At 59.0% G+C, this 21,235-nt stretch carries 13 protein-coding genes and 2 pseudogenes; 14 read left to right on the forward strand and 1 reads right to left on the reverse strand.

What is annotated here, in order from left to right; translation table 11 throughout:
• Positions 1–154 precede the first annotated feature (154 nt).
• Positions 155–940, forward strand: a complete 786-nt coding sequence (locus tag AB2N04_RS08255; protein ID WP_367718261.1) for a DeoR/GlpR family DNA-binding transcription regulator — start codon at positions 155–157, stop codon at positions 938–940.
• 134 nt (positions 941–1,074) lie between these two features.
• The gene (locus AB2N04_RS08260) at positions 1,075–3,558 is read left to right on the forward strand and encodes an FAD-dependent oxidoreductase (protein ID WP_367718263.1); all 2,484 of its coding nucleotides are present in this window, start codon (positions 1,075–1,077) and stop codon (positions 3,556–3,558) included.
• A gap of 14 nt (positions 3,559–3,572) precedes the next feature.
• Here AB2N04_RS08260 and AB2N04_RS08265 read toward each other — a convergent pair.
• A pseudogene (locus AB2N04_RS08265) lies at positions 3,573–4,452 on the reverse strand (LysR substrate-binding domain-containing protein).
• Positions 4,453–4,575: 123 nt separating this feature from the next.
• Here AB2N04_RS08265 and AB2N04_RS08270 point away from each other — a divergent pair.
• The 12 genes and pseudogenes from AB2N04_RS08270 to AB2N04_RS08325 all read left to right on the forward strand — a co-directional run bounded on the left by AB2N04_RS08270 (position 4,576) and on the right by AB2N04_RS08325 (position 21,205).
• Complete coding sequence (locus tag AB2N04_RS08270; protein ID WP_367718264.1) at positions 4,576–6,243, forward strand: Na/Pi cotransporter family protein; 1,668 nt, start codon at positions 4,576–4,578, stop codon at positions 6,241–6,243.
• A 127-nt stretch (positions 6,244–6,370) separates the two neighbouring features.
• Positions 6,371–7,573: a 2-aminoethylphosphonate--pyruvate transaminase gene (locus AB2N04_RS08275; RefSeq protein WP_367718266.1), complete on the forward strand. Its 1,203-nt coding sequence runs from the start codon at positions 6,371–6,373 to the stop codon at positions 7,571–7,573.
• A 38-nt stretch (positions 7,574–7,611) separates the two neighbouring features.
• A pseudogene (gene phnA / locus AB2N04_RS08280) lies at positions 7,612–8,869 on the forward strand (phosphonoacetate hydrolase).
• Between the two features lie 38 nt (positions 8,870–8,907).
• On the forward strand, positions 8,908–10,368 hold the full coding sequence (gene phnY / locus AB2N04_RS08285; RefSeq protein WP_367718268.1) for a phosphonoacetaldehyde dehydrogenase: 1,461 nt from the start codon (positions 8,908–8,910) through the stop codon (positions 10,366–10,368).
• Between the two features lie 4 nt (positions 10,369–10,372).
• Positions 10,373–11,728, forward strand: coding sequence for an aspartate aminotransferase family protein (locus tag AB2N04_RS08290; protein ID WP_367718270.1), 1,356 nt, complete (start codon positions 10,373–10,375; stop codon positions 11,726–11,728).
• A gap of 6 nt (positions 11,729–11,734) precedes the next feature.
• Positions 11,735–12,574 carry an EamA family transporter gene (locus AB2N04_RS08295; RefSeq protein WP_367718272.1) on the forward strand — a complete coding sequence of 280 codons (840 nt, stop codon included), beginning with the start codon at positions 11,735–11,737 and terminating at the stop codon, positions 12,572–12,574.
• Between the two features lie 170 nt (positions 12,575–12,744).
• On the forward strand, positions 12,745–13,770 hold the full coding sequence (locus AB2N04_RS08300; protein WP_367718274.1) for a putative 2-aminoethylphosphonate ABC transporter substrate-binding protein: 1,026 nt from the start codon (positions 12,745–12,747) through the stop codon (positions 13,768–13,770).
• A 77-nt stretch (positions 13,771–13,847) separates the two neighbouring features.
• Complete coding sequence (locus AB2N04_RS08305; protein WP_367718276.1) at positions 13,848–14,999, forward strand: putative 2-aminoethylphosphonate ABC transporter ATP-binding protein; 1,152 nt, start codon at positions 13,848–13,850, stop codon at positions 14,997–14,999.
• Complete coding sequence (locus AB2N04_RS08310) at positions 15,000–17,009, forward strand: putative 2-aminoethylphosphonate ABC transporter permease subunit (RefSeq protein WP_367718278.1); 2,010 nt, start codon at positions 15,000–15,002, stop codon at positions 17,007–17,009.
• 576 nt (positions 17,010–17,585) lie between these two features.
• On the forward strand, positions 17,586–18,722 hold the full coding sequence (locus tag AB2N04_RS08315; RefSeq protein ID WP_367718279.1) for a helix-turn-helix transcriptional regulator: 1,137 nt from the start codon (positions 17,586–17,588) through the stop codon (positions 18,720–18,722).
• A gap of 564 nt (positions 18,723–19,286) precedes the next feature.
• Positions 19,287–20,084 (forward strand): alpha/beta hydrolase, encoded by a 798-nt coding sequence (locus AB2N04_RS08320; protein ID WP_367718281.1) that lies wholly within the window; start codon positions 19,287–19,289, stop codon positions 20,082–20,084.
• A 26-nt stretch (positions 20,085–20,110) separates the two neighbouring features.
• On the forward strand, positions 20,111–21,205 hold the full coding sequence (locus AB2N04_RS08325; RefSeq protein WP_367718283.1) for an ABC transporter substrate-binding protein: 1,095 nt from the start codon (positions 20,111–20,113) through the stop codon (positions 21,203–21,205).
• Positions 21,206–21,235 lie beyond the last annotated feature (30 nt).

The raw sequence follows: 21,235 nt of genomic DNA on the forward strand, positions 1-21,235 counted from the left end.
AGGTGATTGGCGACCTGTGAGACAATGAGGGTTCCGTCCAACTTTGATGCAGCCAGCACCCTCCCGCCTCTACCAAATTGGAGAGGGGCTCAAACTGGATCTCCGCATATTGCAACAAGTTGCAACACAACTGCCAATGGGCGAAATTGACGGAATGAACAAAGAAACTGTCTCTTCCGGTCGCACGCTTGCACATCAACGCCAGGCGATAATTCTGAAACATGTGCGTGAGAAAGGCGTCGTTTCCATCGCTGAAATGGCTCGTCTATTTCAGGTTTCGCGCGAGACCATAAGGCGCGACCTGAAGGTACTTGCCGATGGCGACGCACTGAACCTGGTCCACGGAGGCGCAGCGCGTTTTGAAGACGAGGAGCCGGCACTTAGCTTCCGGCAGGGAGAGAATGCCGCTGGCAAGGCAGCCATCGGCACATTTGCCGCAAGTCTCGTGTCGGACGGCATGGTGGTTCTGCTCGACAGTGGCACCACGGCACTTGCCGTGGCAAATGGGCTGAAGGAGAGGCGTTCCCTCACCGTATTCACGCCGAGCCTGACCATAGCGCAGCTTCTGTGCCGACAACCCGAGATCCGCGTGCACATGCCTGGCGGTGAAATCGACCCGCGTGAAGAAGCCATCGGAGGCATTGATGCGCTGAGAGGCATATCGGCGTTGCGCGTGGATATGGCCTTTATCGGTGCTGGAAGCCTGACGACAGACGGTGCCGTCACCGATTTCACCCGCCTTGGCGCGGAAACGCGTTCGGCAATGATCGATATGGCGCAGAAAGCCTATTTCATCCTCGATTCGAGCAAATTCGGCAGGCTCACGCCAATGCGCATTCGAGACGCAGAGAGGGCTGCGGGCGTGATCGTCGACCGCAAACCCGATGCGCAGACCCTGCGCGCACTCAAGGAGCAGGGGCTTGATTTGATTGTCGCCTGACAGCGCAACACAATGCGCTTATGCGGCCCGCGCCTGGTCGAGAATGCTGCGATGTGGCGTTTTGTGGTTTTTTGTTTTGAAATTTGGCAAAACTTGGCGTAGCCTCTCTCCATATCCGGGAGAGAGGTTCCATCATGTCGCAGAAATTGCCCTCACACGCGCGTGTCGTCATCATTGGCGGTGGAATTGTTGGCTGTTCGGTTGCCTACCACCTGGCAAGGATGGGCTGGAGCGACGTGGTTCTGCTCGAGCAGGGACAGCTCAGCGGTGGCACGACATGGCATGCGGCCGGGCTTGTCGGGCAGTTGCGCAGTCATGCGAACATGACGGGACTGATCCGCTATTCGACCGAACTGTACAGTGAACTCGAAGCTGAAACGGGACTGGCCACCGGCTGGAAGCAATGCGGTTCGCTTTCGGTGGCGAGGACTCCCGAACGCATGACCGTGTTGAAGCGCACGGCCGCGGCCGCGCGTGCGCAAGGGGTGGACATTGAACTGGTCAGCGCGAGGGAGGCCGGCGAAATCTGGCCTGTCATGGCCACTGACGACATTGTCGGTGGCGTCTGGCTACCGGGCGATGGCAAGGCCAATCCTACCGACCTCACTCAATCGCTGGCGAAGGGCGCGCGACAGAAGGGTGTTCGCGTGGTCGAGCGAGTGCGCGTGACCGGCATCAGGACGCGCGATGGCGAAGCGAGAGGTGTTGAAACCGATCAGGGCGCCATCGAAGCAGAGATCGTGGTCAACTGTGCAGGGCAGTGGGCGCGGGGCGTTGGGCTCATGGCGGGTGTCACGGTGCCGCTGCATTCGGCCGAGCACATGTACATCGTCACTGGCCGGATCGATGCTGTACATCCGGATTTGCCCGTCCTGCGCGATCCCGATGGGTACATCTATTTCAAGGAGGAGGTCGGCGGCCTTGTTCTGGGGGGCTTCGAGCCGGAGGCCAAGCCCTGGGGCATGGACGGCATACCCGAGAATTTCGAGTTCGCGCTTCTGGAGGACGACTGGGACCAGTTCGAGATCCTCATGAACAATGGGCTGGTACGGGTGCCACAGCTTGCCGAGGCTGAAGTGAGACAGTTCTACAATGGGCCCGAGAGCTTCACGCCTGACAACAACTTCATTCTCGGTGAAGCGCCGGAGCTGAAAAATTTCTATGTGGGAGCAGGTTTCAACTCCATGGGCATCGCCAGCGCTGGCGGGGCGGGCCGGGCTTTGGCGGAATGGATCGTCAATGGCGCCCCGACCATGGATCTGTGGCCGGTCGACATACGACGCTTCGCGCCTTTCAACAACAATTCGCGCTGGCTGCATGATCGGGTCAAGGAGACACTTGGTCTTCACTATGCCATGCCATGGCCGAACCGCGAACTGGACACTGCGCGTCCTTTTCGGCGCTCGCCGCTCTATGACCGCTTGGCGGCCAAGGGGGCGTGTTTCGGCTCGAAGATGGGCTGGGAACGGGTGAACTGGTTCGCCCGTGAAGGTGAGGTTCCACAGACGGAGTACGCCTTCGGGCGTCAGAACTGGCACGACGCCGTGGGACGTGAAATGAAAGCTGCACGTGAGGCAGCGGTGTTGTTCGATCAGACATCCTTTGCAAAGCTTCTCATGCAGGGGCGCGATGCTTGCACGGTGCTCAACAGGATCTGCGCGGCCGAGATCGATGTGGAAATCGGCCGATCGGTCTATACCGGTCTGCTCAATGAGCGCGGCGGCTATGAGAGTGACCTTACCGTCATGCGGCTGGCACGTGACACGTTTCTGCTCGTTACAGGGTCGGCCCAGGCCGTACACGATGCCGACTGGATCCGCAGGAACACGCCCGAGAACGCCCATGCGATCCTGACCGATGTTACTTCGGCTCATGCGATTCTCTCGGTCATGGGGCCGCTGGCACGCGATGTTCTTGAACGCGTCACCTCGGCAGACCTGTCCAACGCGGCGTTCCCCTTTGCCACCGTGCGGGAAATCGATATCGGCTACGCCACGGTCTACGCCAACCGGATGAGCTATGTGGGTGAACTCGGGTGGGAACTGATCGTACCGACCGAATTTGCCGTTGGCGTCTATGAAACGCTCGAGGCCGCAGGGCGCGACCTCGGCATGATCGATGCCGGATATTATGCACTGGAGGCGCTGCGGCTGGAGAAGGGGTTCCGGGCCTGGAGCCGGGAACTCACCCCTGACATCAATCCCTATGAAGCGGGGCTCGGCTTTGCGGTGGCCCGCGACAAACCGGGCGGTTTCATCGGCAGTAAAGCGCTGGCCGCACATCGGGAAAAGGGCGTTCTGCCAAGGCGCATCGTACAGTTCACCCTCGATGACGGAGAAGCGGTCCTTTGGGGTGGCGAACTGATCCTGCGAGACGGCCAGCCTGTGGGCGAGGTACGTTCTGCCGCCTACGGTCACACACTGGGATGCTCGGTGGCTCTCGGCGTCGTCGAATACGAGGCCGGTGTGTCAAAGGAGTATCTGGAAAGCGGGAAATTCGAAATCGATCTTGCCGGCGAGCGGTTTGCTGCAAGGCCGCATCTGCGTCCGCCCTACGACCCCAAGTTCGAACGACCCAAGGCCGACCGCTCCGAGAAGCGTGATGAGCGTGCTGCCTGACCCCGCAGCCGGGATCAGGTCGTGCTTGTTTTTGCAAAACTGCGAGCGATGTTGAAAAAGGCCTCCACCAGTTTTCCGCCGCTGCGCTCGCGCAGACATATCAGCGCTTCATCCATTTCAAGGCCGGATGCCTTGATCGGGATGCGGACAAGGCGGGTGTCTTCACCGAACTCCGCGGCGGAAACGAACCCTATGCCGGCACCCGAGGCCACGATTTCGCGCACGGCTTCTCGACCTTCCGCCTCGATCGCTGGCGTAAGAGTTGCGCCGGCCCCGCTCGGCGGCCTCCTCAAGCTTGGTGCGGGTCTTTGATCCACGTTCGCGCATCACCAGCGGCAGTTCCGACAGTTCCTTGAACGAGAAAGAACTCTGTCCCGCCAGCGCATGATTGGCCGCAACGAAGGCGACGATCGGTGTCGAGTTGAGCTGGACGATTTGGAAATCGCGCCCGGTGGGAATCTCTCCCAGAACGCCTATATCGGCTTCATAGCTGTAAAGGCCGGAGATTACCGTTTCCGTGTTTCCGGCATGCAGCGATATGCGCACGCCCGGGTACTTGTTTCGGAAATGTGCCAGAATATGCAGCAGGTGATGGGCGGAATCGGCGATGATGCGCAAAGTCCCGGCCCTGAGGGCACGCGATTCCGATAGAAGCTCAAGGGCCTGCTGCTCGTTGTCGAAAAGTCGCCGGGTGATTTCCAGCAGCTTTTCGCCGGCCGGTGTGAGCACAACCTGCTTCTTGTGCCGGTTGAACAGAAGGACGTCATATTCCTCCTCAAGCTTGCGCACCTGATCGGAGATCGCAGGCTGTGTCAGGTAGAGTTCTTCGGCCGCACGTGAGAAGCCGCCGCAAACGGCGACATAGTGAAAGGCGCGGAGTTGGACATAGCGCATGAAGTTCGTGGAAGGTCCGGAATGTTGATAGGAAATTTCGATGCAACTATTAAAACTAACGATTTGAATTATGTTCTGTAAAGACGCTTTCTTGTGAGATTCGTGCTGAGTTAGGAGAGGTTCATGCATCCATTGATCGTTCTGCTTCATCTGGCAGCTGCGGTGATGCTCTTGCTTTGGGCCGTTCGCATGGTTCGAACGGGCGTGGAACGTGCTTACGGACGCGCTCTCAAGGATGCGCTGCGCAAGGCCAGAGGCGGGCATGCGCGCGCCGCTGTCGCCGGCACCGTTCTCGCTGTCGTCCTGCAGAGTTCGACGGCGGTCGGGATCCTGGCGGCGGGGTTTGCCGCAAGTGGCATACTCACCGTGTCGACCGGAATTGCGATCCTTCTGGGCGCCGACCTTGGTTCGGCGCTGGTGGTGCAGATCCTGTCTTTCGATCTTTCCTGGGCGATCCCGCTTCTCATGCTTGCCGGCGCAACGATGTTCCTCAAGTTCGAGCGGCGCGAGATCCGTCAGGGTGGGCGGATTCTATTGGGCATTGCCTTCATCCTGCTTTCGCTGACCATGATTGGGCAGTCGACCGCACCCTTGCGTGAAAGTGCCGTACTGCCTCAGATCATGGGCTATCTGCGAGATGACCCGATCACCGCTCTGGTGCTGGCGGCGCTTTTGACCTGGCTCATCCATTCCTCGGTGGCGGCCATTCTGCTTTTCTCGGCTTTTGCAGGGCAGGGAGTTTTGCCGGTCGAGGTCGCGCTTCCGATGGTTCTGGGGGCAAATATCGGTGGCGGGTTGATCGCCGTGTGGCTGACCCGCGGGCAGGGAGTGGAGGCAAGACGCATTCCGCTTGGCAATCTGCTTTTCCGCGCTGCGGCAGCGCTTGTTCTGTTGGCTGTGGTTGAACTGAGCCTTGTTCCCATCGACGCACTCGGAACCGATGAAACACGCCAGATCGTCAATTTTCACCTGGCGTTCAATGTTCTTCTGGTTCTGGTCTGCCTGCCATTTACGGGATTGATGGAGCGTCTTACGGTGCGTTTGATTGGCGATGGAACCAGAGAGGAAGAAGCGGGCGCACACATCACCCGCCCGGTGAGCGCTCTCGACGAAGCGGTAATCGACACGCCGCGCCTCGCGCTCGCCAGTGCGACGCGTGAACTGTTGCGCATGGGCGAGACGGTGGAGACCATGTTCCGCCCGGTAATGGAACTGCTCGATGATGGCGACAGCGAACAGGTGGCGCGCCTCGCCCGTCTGGACGAGGATGTCAATCGTGCACACACGGACATCAAGCTTTTCATTGCGCGGGTCAATCGGGGACGGTTGACGGCCGAGGAAGCGCAGCGCGGCATCGAACTGACCGATTTCGCCATCAATCTCGAGCATGTCGGTGACATTATCGCCAAGTCGCTCCTGCCGCTGGCGGAGAAGAAAGCGCGTCGCAGGTTGCAGTTCTCCGAGGAAGGGTTTGCCGAGATGACGCGTCTGCATGAAAGGGTGCGGACCAACATGCAACTTGCGTTGAACATTCTTGTGTCGGGCGATCTGGAGACGGCGCGCCAGTTGGTCGAGGAAAAGGAGCAGATGCGCCTTCTTGAGCGCGAAAGTCACAACCGTCACCTGAGACGATTGCAGTCGGGAATGATCGAGAGCATTGAGACAAGCGACATGCATCTGGAGGTCGTGCGCTCGCTGAAGGAGATCAACTCTCTTCTGGCGACGGCCGCCTACCCGATCCTGAGCGAAAGCGGAGAGCTGCTCGAAAGCCGGCTCGCCCAGCCCGCATAGGGAATCTGAAAGCGCTCTCTGCGCTATCGTTTTAACTTATATATGGATACAAAATAACGATTTTACATATATATTTGAGCGTGGATGATGCGGCCAGTGAAAGGCATTCCCACTGGAGGATTTCAGCATGTCATCGCCCGCTTCCAAAGCCGAGCTCGAGCCGTTTGCACCGCCTGCACTTGGTGAGCCCTATCTGCTGACCCCCGGGCCTCTGACAACGGCACTTTCCGTCAAGGAGGCCATGCTGCGCGACTGGGGATCCTGGGACGGTGACTTTCGCGCCATGACGGCCAGCCTGCGCAGCCAGCTTCTAGCGATTGCCGGGGACACTGACGGAGCGTTTGATTGTGTTCCGATCCAGGGCAGTGGCACCTTCGCAGTGGAGGCGATGCTGGCCAGCTTCCTGCCGCGGGATGGCAAGGCGCTGGTGCTTGCCAATGGCGCATATGGCCAGCGGGCCGCGCAAACGCTCAAATACCTTGGCCGCGACCATGTGGTGATCAACAAGGGCGACTACATGCCGCCACGCGGAGACGAGGTTGCGGCTGCCCTCGATGCGGATCCTGCGATCACTCATGTTCTGGTGATCCATTGCGAAACGAGCTCCGGCATTCTCAACCCGGTCGAGGAAATTTCCCGCGCGGTTTATGCGAAGGGGCGCAAGCTCCTGATCGATTCGATGAGCGCATTCGGCGCGCTCCCTCTTGATGTGAACGAGATTCGCTACGAGGCGATGGTATCCTCTGCCAACAAGTGCATTGAGGGGGTTCCGGGGTTCGGGTTCGTCATCGCCCGTAAGAACGAACTGGAGGCCGCTGAAGGGCGCAGCCACTCCATCAGCCTGGATGTGCACGCGCAGTGGGCTTACATGAACAAGACCGGTCAATGGCGGTTTACACCGCCCACCCATGTGGTGGCCGCATTTCTGGAGGCGCTGCGCCTTCATGCGCAGGAAGGTGGCGTTGCCGGTCGCGGCAGGCGTTACACCAACAATCGCGATGTCATGGTGGCGGGCATGCGCGAACTCGGTTTCGAGACGCTTTTGAAGGATCGCTGGCTTTCACCGATCATTGTCACCTTCTTCAATCCCGCCCATCCGAACTTCGACTTCAGCCGGTTCTACGAGCTGATGAAGGAAAAGGGCTTCATCATTTATCCCGGCAAGCTCACTGTCGTTGAAAGCTTCCGCGTCGGCTGCATCGGGCGGATGGATGCACATGTCATGCGCCGGGTCGTGCAGGCGGCTGGTGAATCGCTGCGCGAGATGGACGTGGACACCGCCGCTCCACCGGAAGCCGCGATCGCCGAACGCGCCAGGCTTGCCGCGTGAAATCGCGCCGAACCATATTGCAAGATCAAGGAAATCCCATGAACCAGATGTCCCGCGTCAACGTCACCGTCAACGACCGCGAATACCCCTGGCCCTCCGTGCCTGCCATCGCCATCTGTCTCGACGGTTGCGAACCGGCCCTACCTGGACGAGGCGATTGCGGCCGGGCTGATGCCCGCGCTGGAGCGGATCAAGGCAAGGGGAACGGTGCGGACCGCGCATTCGGTCATCCCCAGCTTTACCAACCCCAACAACATGTCGATTGCGACCGGGCGTCCGCCAGCGGTTCACGGCATTTGCGGCAATTATCTCTTTGAACCTGAAACAGGCAGGGAAGTGATGATGAATGATCCGCGTTTCCTGCGCGCGCCGACCATTTTTTCCGCTTTCTACGATGCCGGTGCCAAGGTCGCGGTCGTCACCGCCAAGGACAAGCTGCGCGCCTTGCTTGGAAAAGGGCTGAAGTTCGACGAGGATCGTGCCATCTGCTTTTCCTCGGAAAAGTCGGGTACCACGACGAAAAGCGAACACGGCATAGACAATGCATCCGCCTGGCTCGGAATGCCGGTGCCGGAGGTCTATTCCGCAGATCTGTCCGAGTTCGTGTTCGCCGCGGGCGTGAAGCTTCTCAAGGAGTTCCGGCCCGACGTCATGTATCTCACCACCACGGACTACGTGCAGCACAAATATGCGCCGGGCCACCCACAGGCCAACAGCTTTTACGAGATGTTCGACCGTTATCTCGCCGAGCTGGACGAGCTCGGTGCGGCGATCGTGGTGACGGCCGATCACGGCATGAAACCCAAACACCTCGAAGACGGTTCGCCCAGCGTTCTCTATGTCCAGGATCTGCTCGACGAATGGCTCGGCAAGGATGCCGCTCGCGTCATTCTGCCGATCACCGATCCCTACGTTGTCCATCACGGAGCGCTTGGTTCCTTTGCCACCGCATACTTGCCGGAAAACGTTGACAGGGCCGATGTGATTGCGCGCCTCTCCGCGGTTGAAGGGCTCGACGTGGTGATCGACCGCGAGGCGGCATGCGAGCGTTTCGAACTTCCCGCCGACCGGATAGGCGATCTCGTTCTCGTTTCGTCGGAGAACCTGACGATCGGAACCAGCGCCGACCGGCATGATCTCGCGGCGCTCAACGAGCCGCTGCGTTCACATGGCGGCCTGACGGAACAGGCGGTTCCCTTTATCGTCAACCGCGAACTGGGCGACCTGCCGAACGCGCCGGAACTGCGCAATTTCGACGCGTTCATGTTCGCCGTCACGGCTGCTGCACGCAGCTGACCTGACAGACAGTAGGCACGAGACGGGAGAACGGTGAAATGGGCAAACAGGAAACGCATGTGAGCGTGCGCCACGAACCGATGCGCATTGCCGGCCACAGGGTCGAGGCCGATGGCGTGGTCGAGGTTCACTACCCCTGGGACAACACGGTGATCGGGACGGTTCCGGCCGGCGATGCGCGCCATGCGCGTCAGGCCTTCGACATTGCGGCCTCATATACGCCAAAGCTGACGCGCTATGAACGTCAGCGCATTCTCCTGAATGCGGCCGAACTGCTGGTTGCGCGCAAGGAGGAGATTTCCGACCTCATCACTCTTGAGCTCGGTATCTCCAAGGCCGATTCCTATTACGAGGTGGGTCGCGCCTTCGATGTTTTCACCCTGGCCGGCCAGATGTGCATTCACGACGATGGTGAAATCTTCTCCTGCGATCTGACCCCGCACGGCAAGGCGCGCAAAATTTTTACGACACGTGAGCCGCTGACTGCGATTTCGGCCATCACGCCGTTCAACCACCCGCTCAACATGGTTGCGCACAAGCTTGCGCCGGCAATCGCGACCAACAACTGCGTTGTGGTGAAGCCGACGGAGCTGACCCCGATGACAGCACTGGTTCTGGCAGATGTTCTTTACGAAGCGGGGCTTCCGCCGGAGATGTTATCGGTTGTCACGGGATGGCCCGCCGACATCGGCGAGGAGATGATCGTCAATCCGAACATCGATCTCATCACCTTCACCGGCGGTGTGCCCGTCGGAAAGATGATCGCGTCGAAGGCGGGTTACAAGCGACAGGTGCTGGAGCTGGGAGGCAACGATCCGCTGATCGTGCTGAACGATCTTTCGGATGACGACCTGGTCAAGGCGGCGGAGCTCGCCGTCATGGGCGCCACCAAGAATTCCGGCCAGCGCTGCACTGCGGTAAAGCGCATCCTTTGTCAGGAAAGTGTGGCGGACCGGTTCGTTCCGCTGGTGCTGGAGCGAGCGAAGAAGCTTCGTTTTGGCGATCCGATGTCACCAGACACCGAGCTGGGAACAGTGGTGCATGAAAAGGCAGCGGCCCTGTTTGAGGAACGCGTTCACAAGGCCGCCGAAGAAGGGGCCGAGGTGCTCTACAATCCTGGCCGCAGGGGCGCGCTTCTGCCCCCGATCGTGATCGACCATGTGCGTCATGGTTCGGAACTGGTGATGGAGGAGACCTTCGGTCCCATTGTACCGATCATTCGCGCTCCCGACGACGACGACGCGCTGATCGCGCTTTCAAACTCGACGGCGTTTGGGCTGTCTTCCGGCGTCTGCACGAACGATTTCCGGCGCATGCAAAAATACATCACCGGACTGAAGGTCGGCACGGTCAACATCTGGGAAGTGCCGGGCTATCGCATCGAGATGTCGCCGTTCGGGGGCATCAAGGATTCCGGAAACGGCTATAAGGAGGGGGTGATCGAGGCGATGAAGAGCTTCACCAACGTAAAGACCTTCTCTCTGCCCTGGCAGGGGTGAGACCTTGAGCAAGGCGCCAATTGTACACACGGAGGGCGAGTCCAATACATCGCCCATGCGCAGGGTTTTTGCGCAGAGCCGAAATGATGGATCAACGCAGGAATTGCTCGACCGCGACGGTCGGGCTTTTCTTCATCAAAGCCTTTCAAGCCCGTGTGTCTCCACCATTGCCAAGGCCGAAGGCATCTGGATCGAGGACACCGCCGGCCGTCGTTATATGGATTTCCACGGCAACAGTGTTCATCACATCGGCTATGGTCATCCCCGCGTGGTCGCTGCCATAAAGGACCAACTCGACACGCTTTCCTTTTCACCGCGCCGGTTCACCAATGACGTCTCGGTGAGGCTGGCCGAGGCACTTTCCGGGCTTGCCCCGGGTGATCTTTCCAAGGTTCTTTTCACCACCGGTGGCTCCGATGCCATCGAGGTGGCGCTCAAGGTGGCCCGTGCTGCAACCGGCCGTTTCAAGACGGTCAGTTTCTGGGACGCCTTTCACGGTGCCGGATTCGGAGCTGCCAGCGTTGGCGGCGAATCAACGTTCCGTTCACATATCGCCGGTCCCCTGATGACCGGCACTGAACATGTCGCTCCCTTTCATTGCTATCGTTGTGCTTATGGCCACGCAGGGCCGCAAAGCTGTGGGATGGCCTGCGCTTCGATGATCGACTACGTGCTGGGAAAGGAAGGCGATGTCGCTGCCGTGATCGGTGAACCGATGCGGGCAACGCCCGTGCCGCCGCCGCCGGGCTTCTGGAAACAGGTGCGTGCGGCGTGTGACCGCCATGGCGCGCTCCTCATTCTTGACGAGATACCCACGGGGCTCGGCAAAACGGGTACGTTCTTTTCGTGCGAGCAGGATGATGTGGTTCCCGACATCGTCGTATTGGGAAAGGCACTTGGCGGTGGCATTCTGCCGATAGCGGCAGCGGTGGCGCGCGCCGATCTCGATGTCGCTGGAGATTTCGCCATCGGTCATTACACGCATGAGAAAAACCCGGTCACGGCGCGTGCGGCACTTGAAACCATCGCCGTCATCCGTGAGGAGGGTCTGGCCGAGCGCGCCGCGCGTCTTGGCGAGAAGGCGATGAACCGGCTCAGAGACTTTGCCGAGCGCAGCCCCCATGTGGGAGACGTGCGTGGGCGCGGCCTGATATTTGGTCTCGAACTTGTGGAGGATCGCGACACGTGCGCTCCGGCGCACGCGCTTGCCGAACGCGTCTACTATCGCTGTCTGGAGGCCGGTCTCAGCTTCAAGATCAGTGCCGGGAATGTCTTGACCCTTTCGCCGCCCATGGTGATTGCGGAAGAGGATCTGGATCGTGCGCTATCAATCGTGGAGGAGGCTGTTCTTGAAGCCTGACACCGCTTGAGCTCGACGGCCTTCTCGCTGGTTCTGATTGCCGCGCTTCTGCATGCGGGCTGGAACGCGATGGTCAAGGCCACTGGTGACAGGGCTGTCGTTCTGGCTGCCGTTTCCTGCGTACACGCGCTTTTCGGCCTCGTTCTCGTGCTCTTCGCCGACCCGCCGGCTCCGGCCAGTTGGCCGTCGATCTTTGCCTCGACGGTCATTCATTATGGCTACTACATTCTACTTTTTCAGGCCTATCGGCTGGGCGACCTTTCACAGGTCTATCCCATTTCGCGTGGTCTTGCCCCGGCAATCGTCGCTCTCGGGGCATTGGTGTTTCTGGGCGAAAACCTCACGCCCCTGGGCTGGATCGGGCTTGGTGCGGTCTCTGTCGGCATCGGATTTCTGGCCTGGCAGCGTGGCGCCCCGCAGGCCAGCAGGAGAGCGGTGGCCGTTGCAGTCATTCTGGGACTGTGCATTGCCTCCTACTCCTTTGCCGATGGCGTTGGCATCCGCCTGTCGCAAAGTCCGCTTGGCTATATGGGCTGGCTTTTTCTATTCGAGTTTCCGGTCCCGTTCTTCGTTGCACTTTCCCGGATGCGTGCGCGAAAGCGCATTGACCTGGGCACCATCGGGGTTGGTCTTTTCGGCGGCGTTTTCGCTGTCACTGCCTATGGTTTGGCCCTCTATGCCAAGAGCATTGCTCCGCTGGGGGCCGTATCGGCCGTGCGGGAATCCAGTGTGATCTTTGCCGCACTCATTGGTTTGTTTCTCTTCGGTGAACGCCCCATTATGGGGAGAATTGTTTCAGCCGCCATGGTGGCAGCCGGTGTGATTGCGCTGGCCCGCGCTGGTTAGCTGTATAAGTTTTTCTGGTCATATCATAAGATAAATAGATTTTACTTATTCATCCATGGTTCTCACTATCACACCCGGACGAGGCGCATTCGGATAACTGCAGCGCTCGCTGCAGGCTTGGGCCTCCCCCAAAAGAAACGCAACAATGCGCAACAAATGGGAGTACCAGCATGAACTTCACCAAGAGTTCCTTAGCGATCGCGGCTTTTGCCAGCGTGCTTTCGGCCGGCGTGGCCAGCGCGCAGACAGAATTGACGGTTTACACCTCCTTCGAGGCTGTCGATCTGGAGCGCTATCGAGAGACCTTCGAAAAGGCCAACCCTGATATCAAGATCAACTGGGTGCGTGACTCCACAGGAGTAATGACAGCGAAACTTCTGGCGGAGAAAAACAACCCGCAGGCCGATGTGGTCTGGGGTGTTGCGGCGACTTCGCTACTGATGCTCAAATCCGAAGACATGCTGGAGCCTTATGCGCCCAAGGGTGTCGAGAAGCTCGACCCGAAATTCGTAGACAAGGACAACCCGCCGAGCTGGGTGGCGATGGACGCCTATGTGGCGGCGCTCTGCTACAACACGGTCGAAGCTGAAAAGCTTGGTCTTACGCCTCCGAAAAGCTGGAAGGATCTGACAAAACCTGAATACAAGGGTCACGTGATCATGCCGAACCCGAGTTCCTCGGGCACCGGCTTTCTCGACGTTTCCGCCTGGCTCCAGATGTTTGGCGAGGAAGAAGCGTGGGCCTTCATGGACGGGTTGCATGAAAACATCGCCCGCTACACGCATTCCGGTTCCAAGCCCTGCAAGCTTGCCGCCTCGGGCGAGACCGTGATTGGCGTCTCCTTCGAGTTCCCCGGTGCGCAGGCCAAGGAAAAGGGCGCGCCGATCGACATCATCTTCCCTGAAGAGGGCTCGGGCTGGGAGGCCGAGGCAGGTGCTATCATTGCTGGAACACCGAAGCTTGAAGCCGCCCAGAAACTGCTCGACTGGGCGATCTCCAGGGAAGCCAACGAGATGTACAATGTGGGCTATGCGGTGGTTGCCTATCCAGGCGTTGCCAAGCCGGTGAAACATCTTCCCGATGATATTCCCTCAAAGATGATCGAGAATGATTTCGAATGGGCGGCAAACAACCGCCTGCGCATCCTGGAAGAGTGGACCAAGCGCTACGATTCCAAATCCGAACCCAAGGAATGAGGCTGCTGCCTTCATTTTGCTATGGCGCCGCCACCGGCGGCGCCACCTCCATCACAGAAAGTCCCGGGACGGTTCGGATGAGACATGAAACAGTAAAAAGGGAAGTGGAAGCACCGGCGCAGAAGGGGGCTTCTGGCGAGCCGGCCGCGTCTGACGCCGCCTATCTGCGGATCGACAATTTATGGAAAGCCTTCGGTGACTTTCTGGCGCTGAAAGATGTGTCTCTGCAGATCGGCAAGGGAGAATTCATCTGCTTTCTCGGGCCTTCCGGTTGCGGCAAGACCACGCTTCTGCGGGCGATAGCCGGGCTCGACCCTCAGTCTCGCGGCACAATCCATCAGGGCGGCCGTGACATCTCATGCCTGCCTGCTTCCAGGCGGGATTACGGCATCGTCTTTCAGTCCTATGCGCTTTTTCCCAACCTGACCGTGGAGCGCAACATCGCCTTCGGTCTGGAAAATGCGAAGGTGCCGCGTGCGGAGATCCGGTCCCGTGTCGCCGAGCTCCTCAGGCTGGTAGGCCTGCCGGATCAGGCGCAGAAATACCCCGCCCAGCTTTCCGGCGGTCAACAGCAGCGTATCGCCCTCGCGCGCGCCATCGCCATCTCCCCGGGTCTACTTTTGCTGGACGAGCCGCTCTCGGCTCTTGATGCCAAGGTGCGTATCCATCTGCGTCATGAGATCAAGGAATTGCAGCGCAAACTTGGTGTCACTACCGTCATGGTAACGCATGATCAGGAAGAAGCCCTTTCGATGGCGGATCGTATTGTCGTCATGAATCACGGGGTCATTGAGCAGGTCGGATCCCCGCAGGAGATCTACCGCGACCCGGCAAGCCTGTTCGTCGCCGACTTCATTGGCGAAACCAACAAGTTTCCGGCTGAAAACAGGGGTGGGACGGTGCGGCTGGGCTCGCGTGAGCTCAGTATTGCCCAGGGAGATTTCAGCGAGGGGCAGAAACTCACCGTGGCAATCCGACCGGAAGACATCCTCCCGCAGGGGACGGGCGAGGCCAGCAAGTCTCTCAATCGGCTCGCCGTGGTGATTGACGACATGGAGTTTCTTGGCGCGTTCTGGCGCACGCATCTGTGTGGCGGCGATCTTGGCGAAGAGACGCTGATCGCAAATTTCTCGATGAACGCGGTCCGCCGGCTCAACCTCGAACGGGGCACCGCACTGACCATCGAGATTCCGGTCGAGCGTGTGCTCGCATTTTCGCGGGAGGCGTAAATGTCAATAAATGCATCGGCTCTCCCGGCCGGGCGGCCCGTAAAGCTCGGGCTGGATCGGGATGGACTCATCAAGCGCCTCTTCATGGCGGTCATCGCGCTTTATTTGATCGTCACGCTTGCGTTGCCGCTTTACGCAATGATGTCGAAATCCTTTTCGACTTTCAGTTTCGAGCTGGACCGCTATGCGTTTCAGGTCAGTGACGGGCAGGGGAACTGGAGCGTGCCGGTTACGGCAGCCGAGCTCAATGAGAAGCTTGATGTGGTTTCTCAGCAGGAGCTCGCCTCCACCTCCGATGGTCGTCTTGCTGCCACGCAGTTCTTTCCGGATTTCAGTTTCCGTAGCCCGGTCAGATATCGCATCCGTGGCACGGTCGAGCACGCGCCCTATCTGGTGGGGCTTGAGTATCATAATTCGCGCGAGTGGCAGGAGTTCGATTCCAACACTTTCCGGCGGATCAATCTGCGTCCGGTGCGCTCCATCGGCGTGCAGAACTATGTCGCGTATTTCTCGACCCCTTCACTTGTCGGCTCGATCAGGAATTCGCTGTTCATTGCCAGTATCAGCACGGTTCTGACTGTTGGCCTGGCCTTTGGCTTCGCCTATGCGATGAACCGCAGCTGCATGCCTTTCAAGGGCGCTTTTCGGCTGATTGCGCTGATGCCCATTCTCGTACCCTCCCTTCTGCCGGGAATTGCGCTCATCTATCTTTTCGGCAATCAGGGCATGCTGAAATCGTTGATGATGGGGCATTCGATCTACGGACCGATTGGCATCATCGTCGGGTCGGTGTTCTTCACATTTCCGCATGCGCTCATCATCATCTCGACCGCCCTCAATATCTCCGATCAGCGCCAATACGAGGCTGCAGAGGCACTTCGCACCAGCAAATGGCGCACGTTCTGGACGGTCACTGTTCCGGGCGCGCGGTATGGTCTCATCTCGGCGGTGTTCGTAACCTTCACCCTGGTGATCACCGATTTCGGCCTGCCGAAAGTCATTGGCGGCCAGTACAATGTGCTTGCGGTTGATATCTACAAACAGGTGATCGGCCAGCAGAATTTCGAGATGGGAGCGGTCGTTTCCGTGATCCTCCTGGTGCCGGCGGTGTTCGCTTATGTGGTCGACAGGCTCGTACAGAAGAAGCAGGTGGCGCTGCTAACCGCACGCTCCGTGCCCTACAGCCCAAAACCCAAACGCGGTTTTGACATGGCCTGTCTTGCCTGGTGCGGTTTGATTGCCACCTTTATCGTGGGGATCATCGCCACCTGCCAGTTCGCTGCGCTTGTGAAATTCTGGCCGTATGACCTCAGTCTCGGCCTCGGCAATTACGCCTTCAACCGAATGGATGGTGGCGGCTGGTCGGCCTACACCAACTCGATCCAGCTCGGTCTTCTGACCGCAATCGTAGGCACGGTGGTGATCTTCATCGGCGCCTATATGGTGGAGAAAGTGCAAGGATTTGCCGCCGGTCGCGCGCTGTTCCAGTTCCTGGCCATGCTGCCCATGGCCGTTCCGGGCATGGTTCTTGGCCTCGCATACATCTTTTTCTTCAACAATCCGTCCAACCCGCTCCATTTCATCTATGGAACGATGATCATTCTGGTGATCTCCACCGTGACGCATTTCTACACGGTCGGGCACCTCACGGCGGTTACGGCGCTGAAGCAGATCGACGGCGAGTTCGAGCCAGTGGCCACCTCCCTGCGTCAGCCATTCTACCGGCTGTTTTCGCGGGTTACAGTACCGGTCTGTCTGCCGGCTATTCTCGACATCTCGATCTATTTGTTCGTCAACGCGATGACGACGGTCTCGGCGGTGGTGTTCCTGTATTCAACCGAAACGAACCTGGCTTCCGTCGCGGTGCTGAACATGGATGATGCCGGGGATATCGCACCTGCGGCGGCAATGGGCATGATGATCTTCTACACAAATGCCGGCGCGCGCCTTCTCCATGCATTGGCCTCGCGCTCCCTTCTGTCGCGAACGCAGGTCTGGCGCAAGGCTTAGCAATTTATGGGGATGCGGGATCGTTCCCGCACCCCCGGCCGTCCCGCTTCAGACCAGGAAGGCACGATGCTCGGGTTTGTCGAAGAACGCGATACCCTTCCGCCATGTCATAGTGAATTTGCACCATGAGCCGGGTTTCTGCCTCCGCTAGACCGGTTATCGAGGTGGATTACTGTTGGCAGGTGTTGGGGCGAAGAGGAAAGTGGTTGTACGACCGGTCAACTCGTCAAAAGAACGGGAAAACTCACGATGGAGGTTTCGATGGAAATCGGCCGAAGTCGTGGTCCGGCTGTAGTTTCTGTCGGACTTGCCACGCTGCGTCTCCCGTGGGTTTCGTATTGCCTGTTCTGTACAGGTCGCCATTTGATCCGGTTGGGGGAGGTCATTTCCAAACGTCCCGCGAGACGCGACTGGACGATCCTCAACGGTGTGCGGACAGCGCATTTGTCGGGAGTGGATATCCTGAATGGTCGTTCCTCCACCATTTCCCGCACTGTTTACATGGGAGCAATCCATGTCTCATGATGTTCTGGCACCACAAGAGACAGTTGATCAATCGTTCCGGGGGAGAGGGATTTGGAAGATCGGCTCAAGACCCTGACCCTGCTGGCCTACGGAGCGGCGCTGGACGACAGGAAATGGGGCTTGTTTCTAAAGGCCTGTTCTGACCTGGCTGGCGGTGGTGTCCGCACCTGCCTGTTTGGATACGATATGCATGCCCGGATCGAGCTGGGCGCGCGCCAGTTCGGATATGATCCTGCATTCGAGCAATCCTACGTCGATTATTATTCCGAGAAAGACTTCTTCGCCGCCCGGCTGATGGAACACACGGCCGGACAGCTCGTGGCATATGAGGATATATGGAGCGAGATGAGCCTTCGTGGCAGCGAATTCTATAATGAATGGGTGCGACCACAGGAAGATATCACCGGCGGGTGCTCGGTCTTGCTGTTCAAGCAGGAAAAGAGGCTGTTCGCGTTCAGTGGCAGTATTCGTTCACGGGACTCAGACCGGCTCGAAACGCCCTGGCAGCGGATCGTTACGCAACTGACGCCTCATCTGCAGCAGGCGTTTGAGATGGCCCGGGTTCTGGCAAGCGCAGAACTGGAAAAACGGGCATTGGTCAATGTCCAGAATCCCGCAGCAGCCGGCTGCATTGTTCTGACGCGAAATCGGCGGATTGTCTTTGCCAATGCAAATGCCGAAGCGATGCTCTCGTCGGGAACGGTCATCCGCAGCGATTTTCGTCAGCGGCTGCTGTTTCAGGATGCGGGGTGTGAGGGCAGGTTTGCCCATGCCCTTGCTGGCGGTGCGCTCGAAAAGCCGCAAACCATCCGCATTCTGGATCGTGCCGGTGGGCCGGCCACTGTTTGTCGCATTGCTCCCATAGGGTCAGATGATATTGGCCACAGACCATCAGGCATACTGTTCGGTCGGGAAGAGCCGCGCTATCTCTTGACCATCGCGCGTGACCAGCAGGTGGTCGATATTGCAGCGCGAGTGCGCGACAGTTTTGGTCTGACGCCGCATGAAACACAGGTGGTTCTCCAGCTTTCCTCGGGACTCTCGGCACGGGAGATCGCAGACATTCGCGGCACGAGCGTTTACACGGTGAGAAATCAGATCCACAGTGCGATGAGCAAGATGAACGCCCACCGACAGTCCGAGGTCGTTCGCGTCGTCGAAGCAATGCGCAATCCGCTGTTACCTTGAGCGCCATTGCCGGGCTGAGGGGCATCGATTCCCTCTATCCTGGCATTTTCATCCAAAGACCCGACTGACAGCGCGCGTCCGTCCATGATCCGACGCACGTCGTCATGGCTTGTTCGGGATGGTCGCAGCAGAGCAAGGGTGCCCTCTGCCACGCTGGCGGATCGAAAGCGACGAGTCCGATTTTCCCGGCCAACCGCAGTCATCTCACACGAATATTGAACGCTGCACAGGGCCTGATTGACGAAAGGAGAATCCTTCGGATATATGTGATCATAAATTTGCGCAAAAATATGAGAACATCGTGTCCGTTCCGTCCCAACCACTGGTTTCCCGTTCCTCCCTGCGGCCAATTGATCTTGCCGGCGCGCCCGTGCGGATGGTGTGCAATCGCACTGGCCTCGCTGCATCTTGCGGGGTGAGCAGCTTTTCCCACGCATCCAAACCCCGCGCTGACAGAATATTGGACATGGGCCGGTGCGCGGCACGCAGCCCCGATCTCCAGGATTGTCAGGTTGGGCGACTTCAAGCCACCAGGCTCGTCGGGCGACGGGCATGGAGGTGTTCGTGAGACAGGATGCTGAAACGATGGCCGCGCACAAGGGAAGGGCGGATCATGAGGCTGACCCGCGCTTCGCCTATGCCTGGACCCTGGCGCCTTCCGGCAGGCCGGACCGGCCGCTACTGATCGCGGTTCACGGCAGCGATCGTGAATATCTGCCTACACGCGATGCCTTCGACCGCCTGGCCATGCTCCAAGATATGCACGTGCTGGCGCCGCTTTTTCCCGCCGATGTAACGCGCGCCGGTTATGGCGACGGCTACAAATTTCTTCGTGAACCGGGCATCGACTATGTTGCGCTTCTGGAGTCCATGGTTGCGACCTTCAGGGCACGCTTTGGGCTGGGGGGGCATAAAACCTTCCTGTTCGGGTTTTCTGGCGGTGCACAGTTTGCGCAGCGTTATGCGCTGGTTGCGGCGTCCAGGCTCTCCGGCGCGGTTTTCGCTGCGCCGGGTGGCGTGACGCTGCTCGACACCGAACTGCCGTGGTGGCCCGGTGTGGGCGATATCGAAAAAGCGATTGGGCGACCGCTCGACAGGAATGGTTTGGCGAAGCTGCCGATCCACCTCATCATCGGTGAAAACGACAGCGATCAGGGGCTGGTGGAACGCGGCCCGGAACATCCAGACTACTCACCGTATTCCAACATCGCCGGTGCCAACCGTCATCAACGCATCGAAGCCTTGAAGGCAAGCCTTGAGATATCGGGGCTGCAGCCGGGTTTCGAGCGTCTTCGTGGTGTTGGGCATGAGCTTGGCCCGTTGGCCGAGGCTGCATCCAGAACCATTCAAAATTGGCTTTGAACACATACCAAAAAGGGGAAACTTCCATGCTTCGCAAACTGCTTTTGTCCGCCGCTGTTTTGACACTTCCAGCAGGCGTGCCGGCTGCGCACGCTTTGCCTGACCACTATCCGGCGGACTACTCCGACCTGATCGAACAGGCGAAGGAAGAAGGCTCGCTGCTCATCTATTCCAATATGGGGCCGGAAAACTGGGAACCTCTGATCGAGGCTTTCAATCAGCACTATCCCGACATCAAGGTAGAGACACTCGACCTCGGGCCGGGTGAGGTTTTCACGCGCTACCGCGCCGAGACGGGCACCGGGGTGGCGACAGCCGACATTCTAGCGGCGGGCACGATCGGCGACTGGATTCAAGCTGCCAATGATGGTCTCGTCGTTGATTACAAGTCGCCCGAAGCGCGGTTCCTGCCGGAGTGGAGTCTGCCGATGCCGGGTGTCTACACCTTCTCTGCAGACCCCATGATCCTGATGTACAACAAGGTGCTGGTTCCGGAAGAATTGCGCACGGCTTCGATGGAAGAATTCTTCGCCAACATCACAGCACATCCGGATGTCTTTAAGGGCAAGATCGGTACCTATGACGGTCAGTTTGCATTCGGCGAGTCCATCAATTTTGCATTCGTCCGGCACCATGGCGACAAGGCCTGGGAGTGGTTTGATGCAATCGGTCCCTCGACGCGCCCCGGTGGTGGCACGGGCGGAATGATCGAGAAGACGGTAAGCGGTGAAAACACTGCATCCTACTTCGCGTCCGGGCCGGTTCTGTTTCCACGGCTGGAACAGGGCATCGGGCAGATCATCGACTGGAAGTTCCCCTCTGACGGGACACCGGTTTTCCTGCGTGGTGTCGGAGTAACCGAAAAAGCTCCACACCCGGCAGCGGCGCGGCTCATGCTCGACTTCATCCTCTCGGAAGAAGGGCAATATGCGGTGGCGGAAGGCAAGCTCACGGCCTATCGCCCCGGCGTTAAGCCTGAGGGTGAAACGTCCTATTCGCTTGATGAGGTGATCGAGGAGATCGGCGGTGAGGACAAGATGATCCTTATCGACTACGACCCCGATATGCTGACAGAGCATGAATCCTTCATCGCGCGCTGGGCCAAGGCCTTCGGCATGTAGTCAGTCAAAGCGGCGGTCGGCTTCGCATGT

Source organism: Nitratireductor sp. GISD-1A_MAKvit (genome assembly GCF_040819555.1).
GTDB lineage: Bacteria > Pseudomonadota > Alphaproteobacteria > Rhizobiales > Rhizobiaceae > Nitratireductor.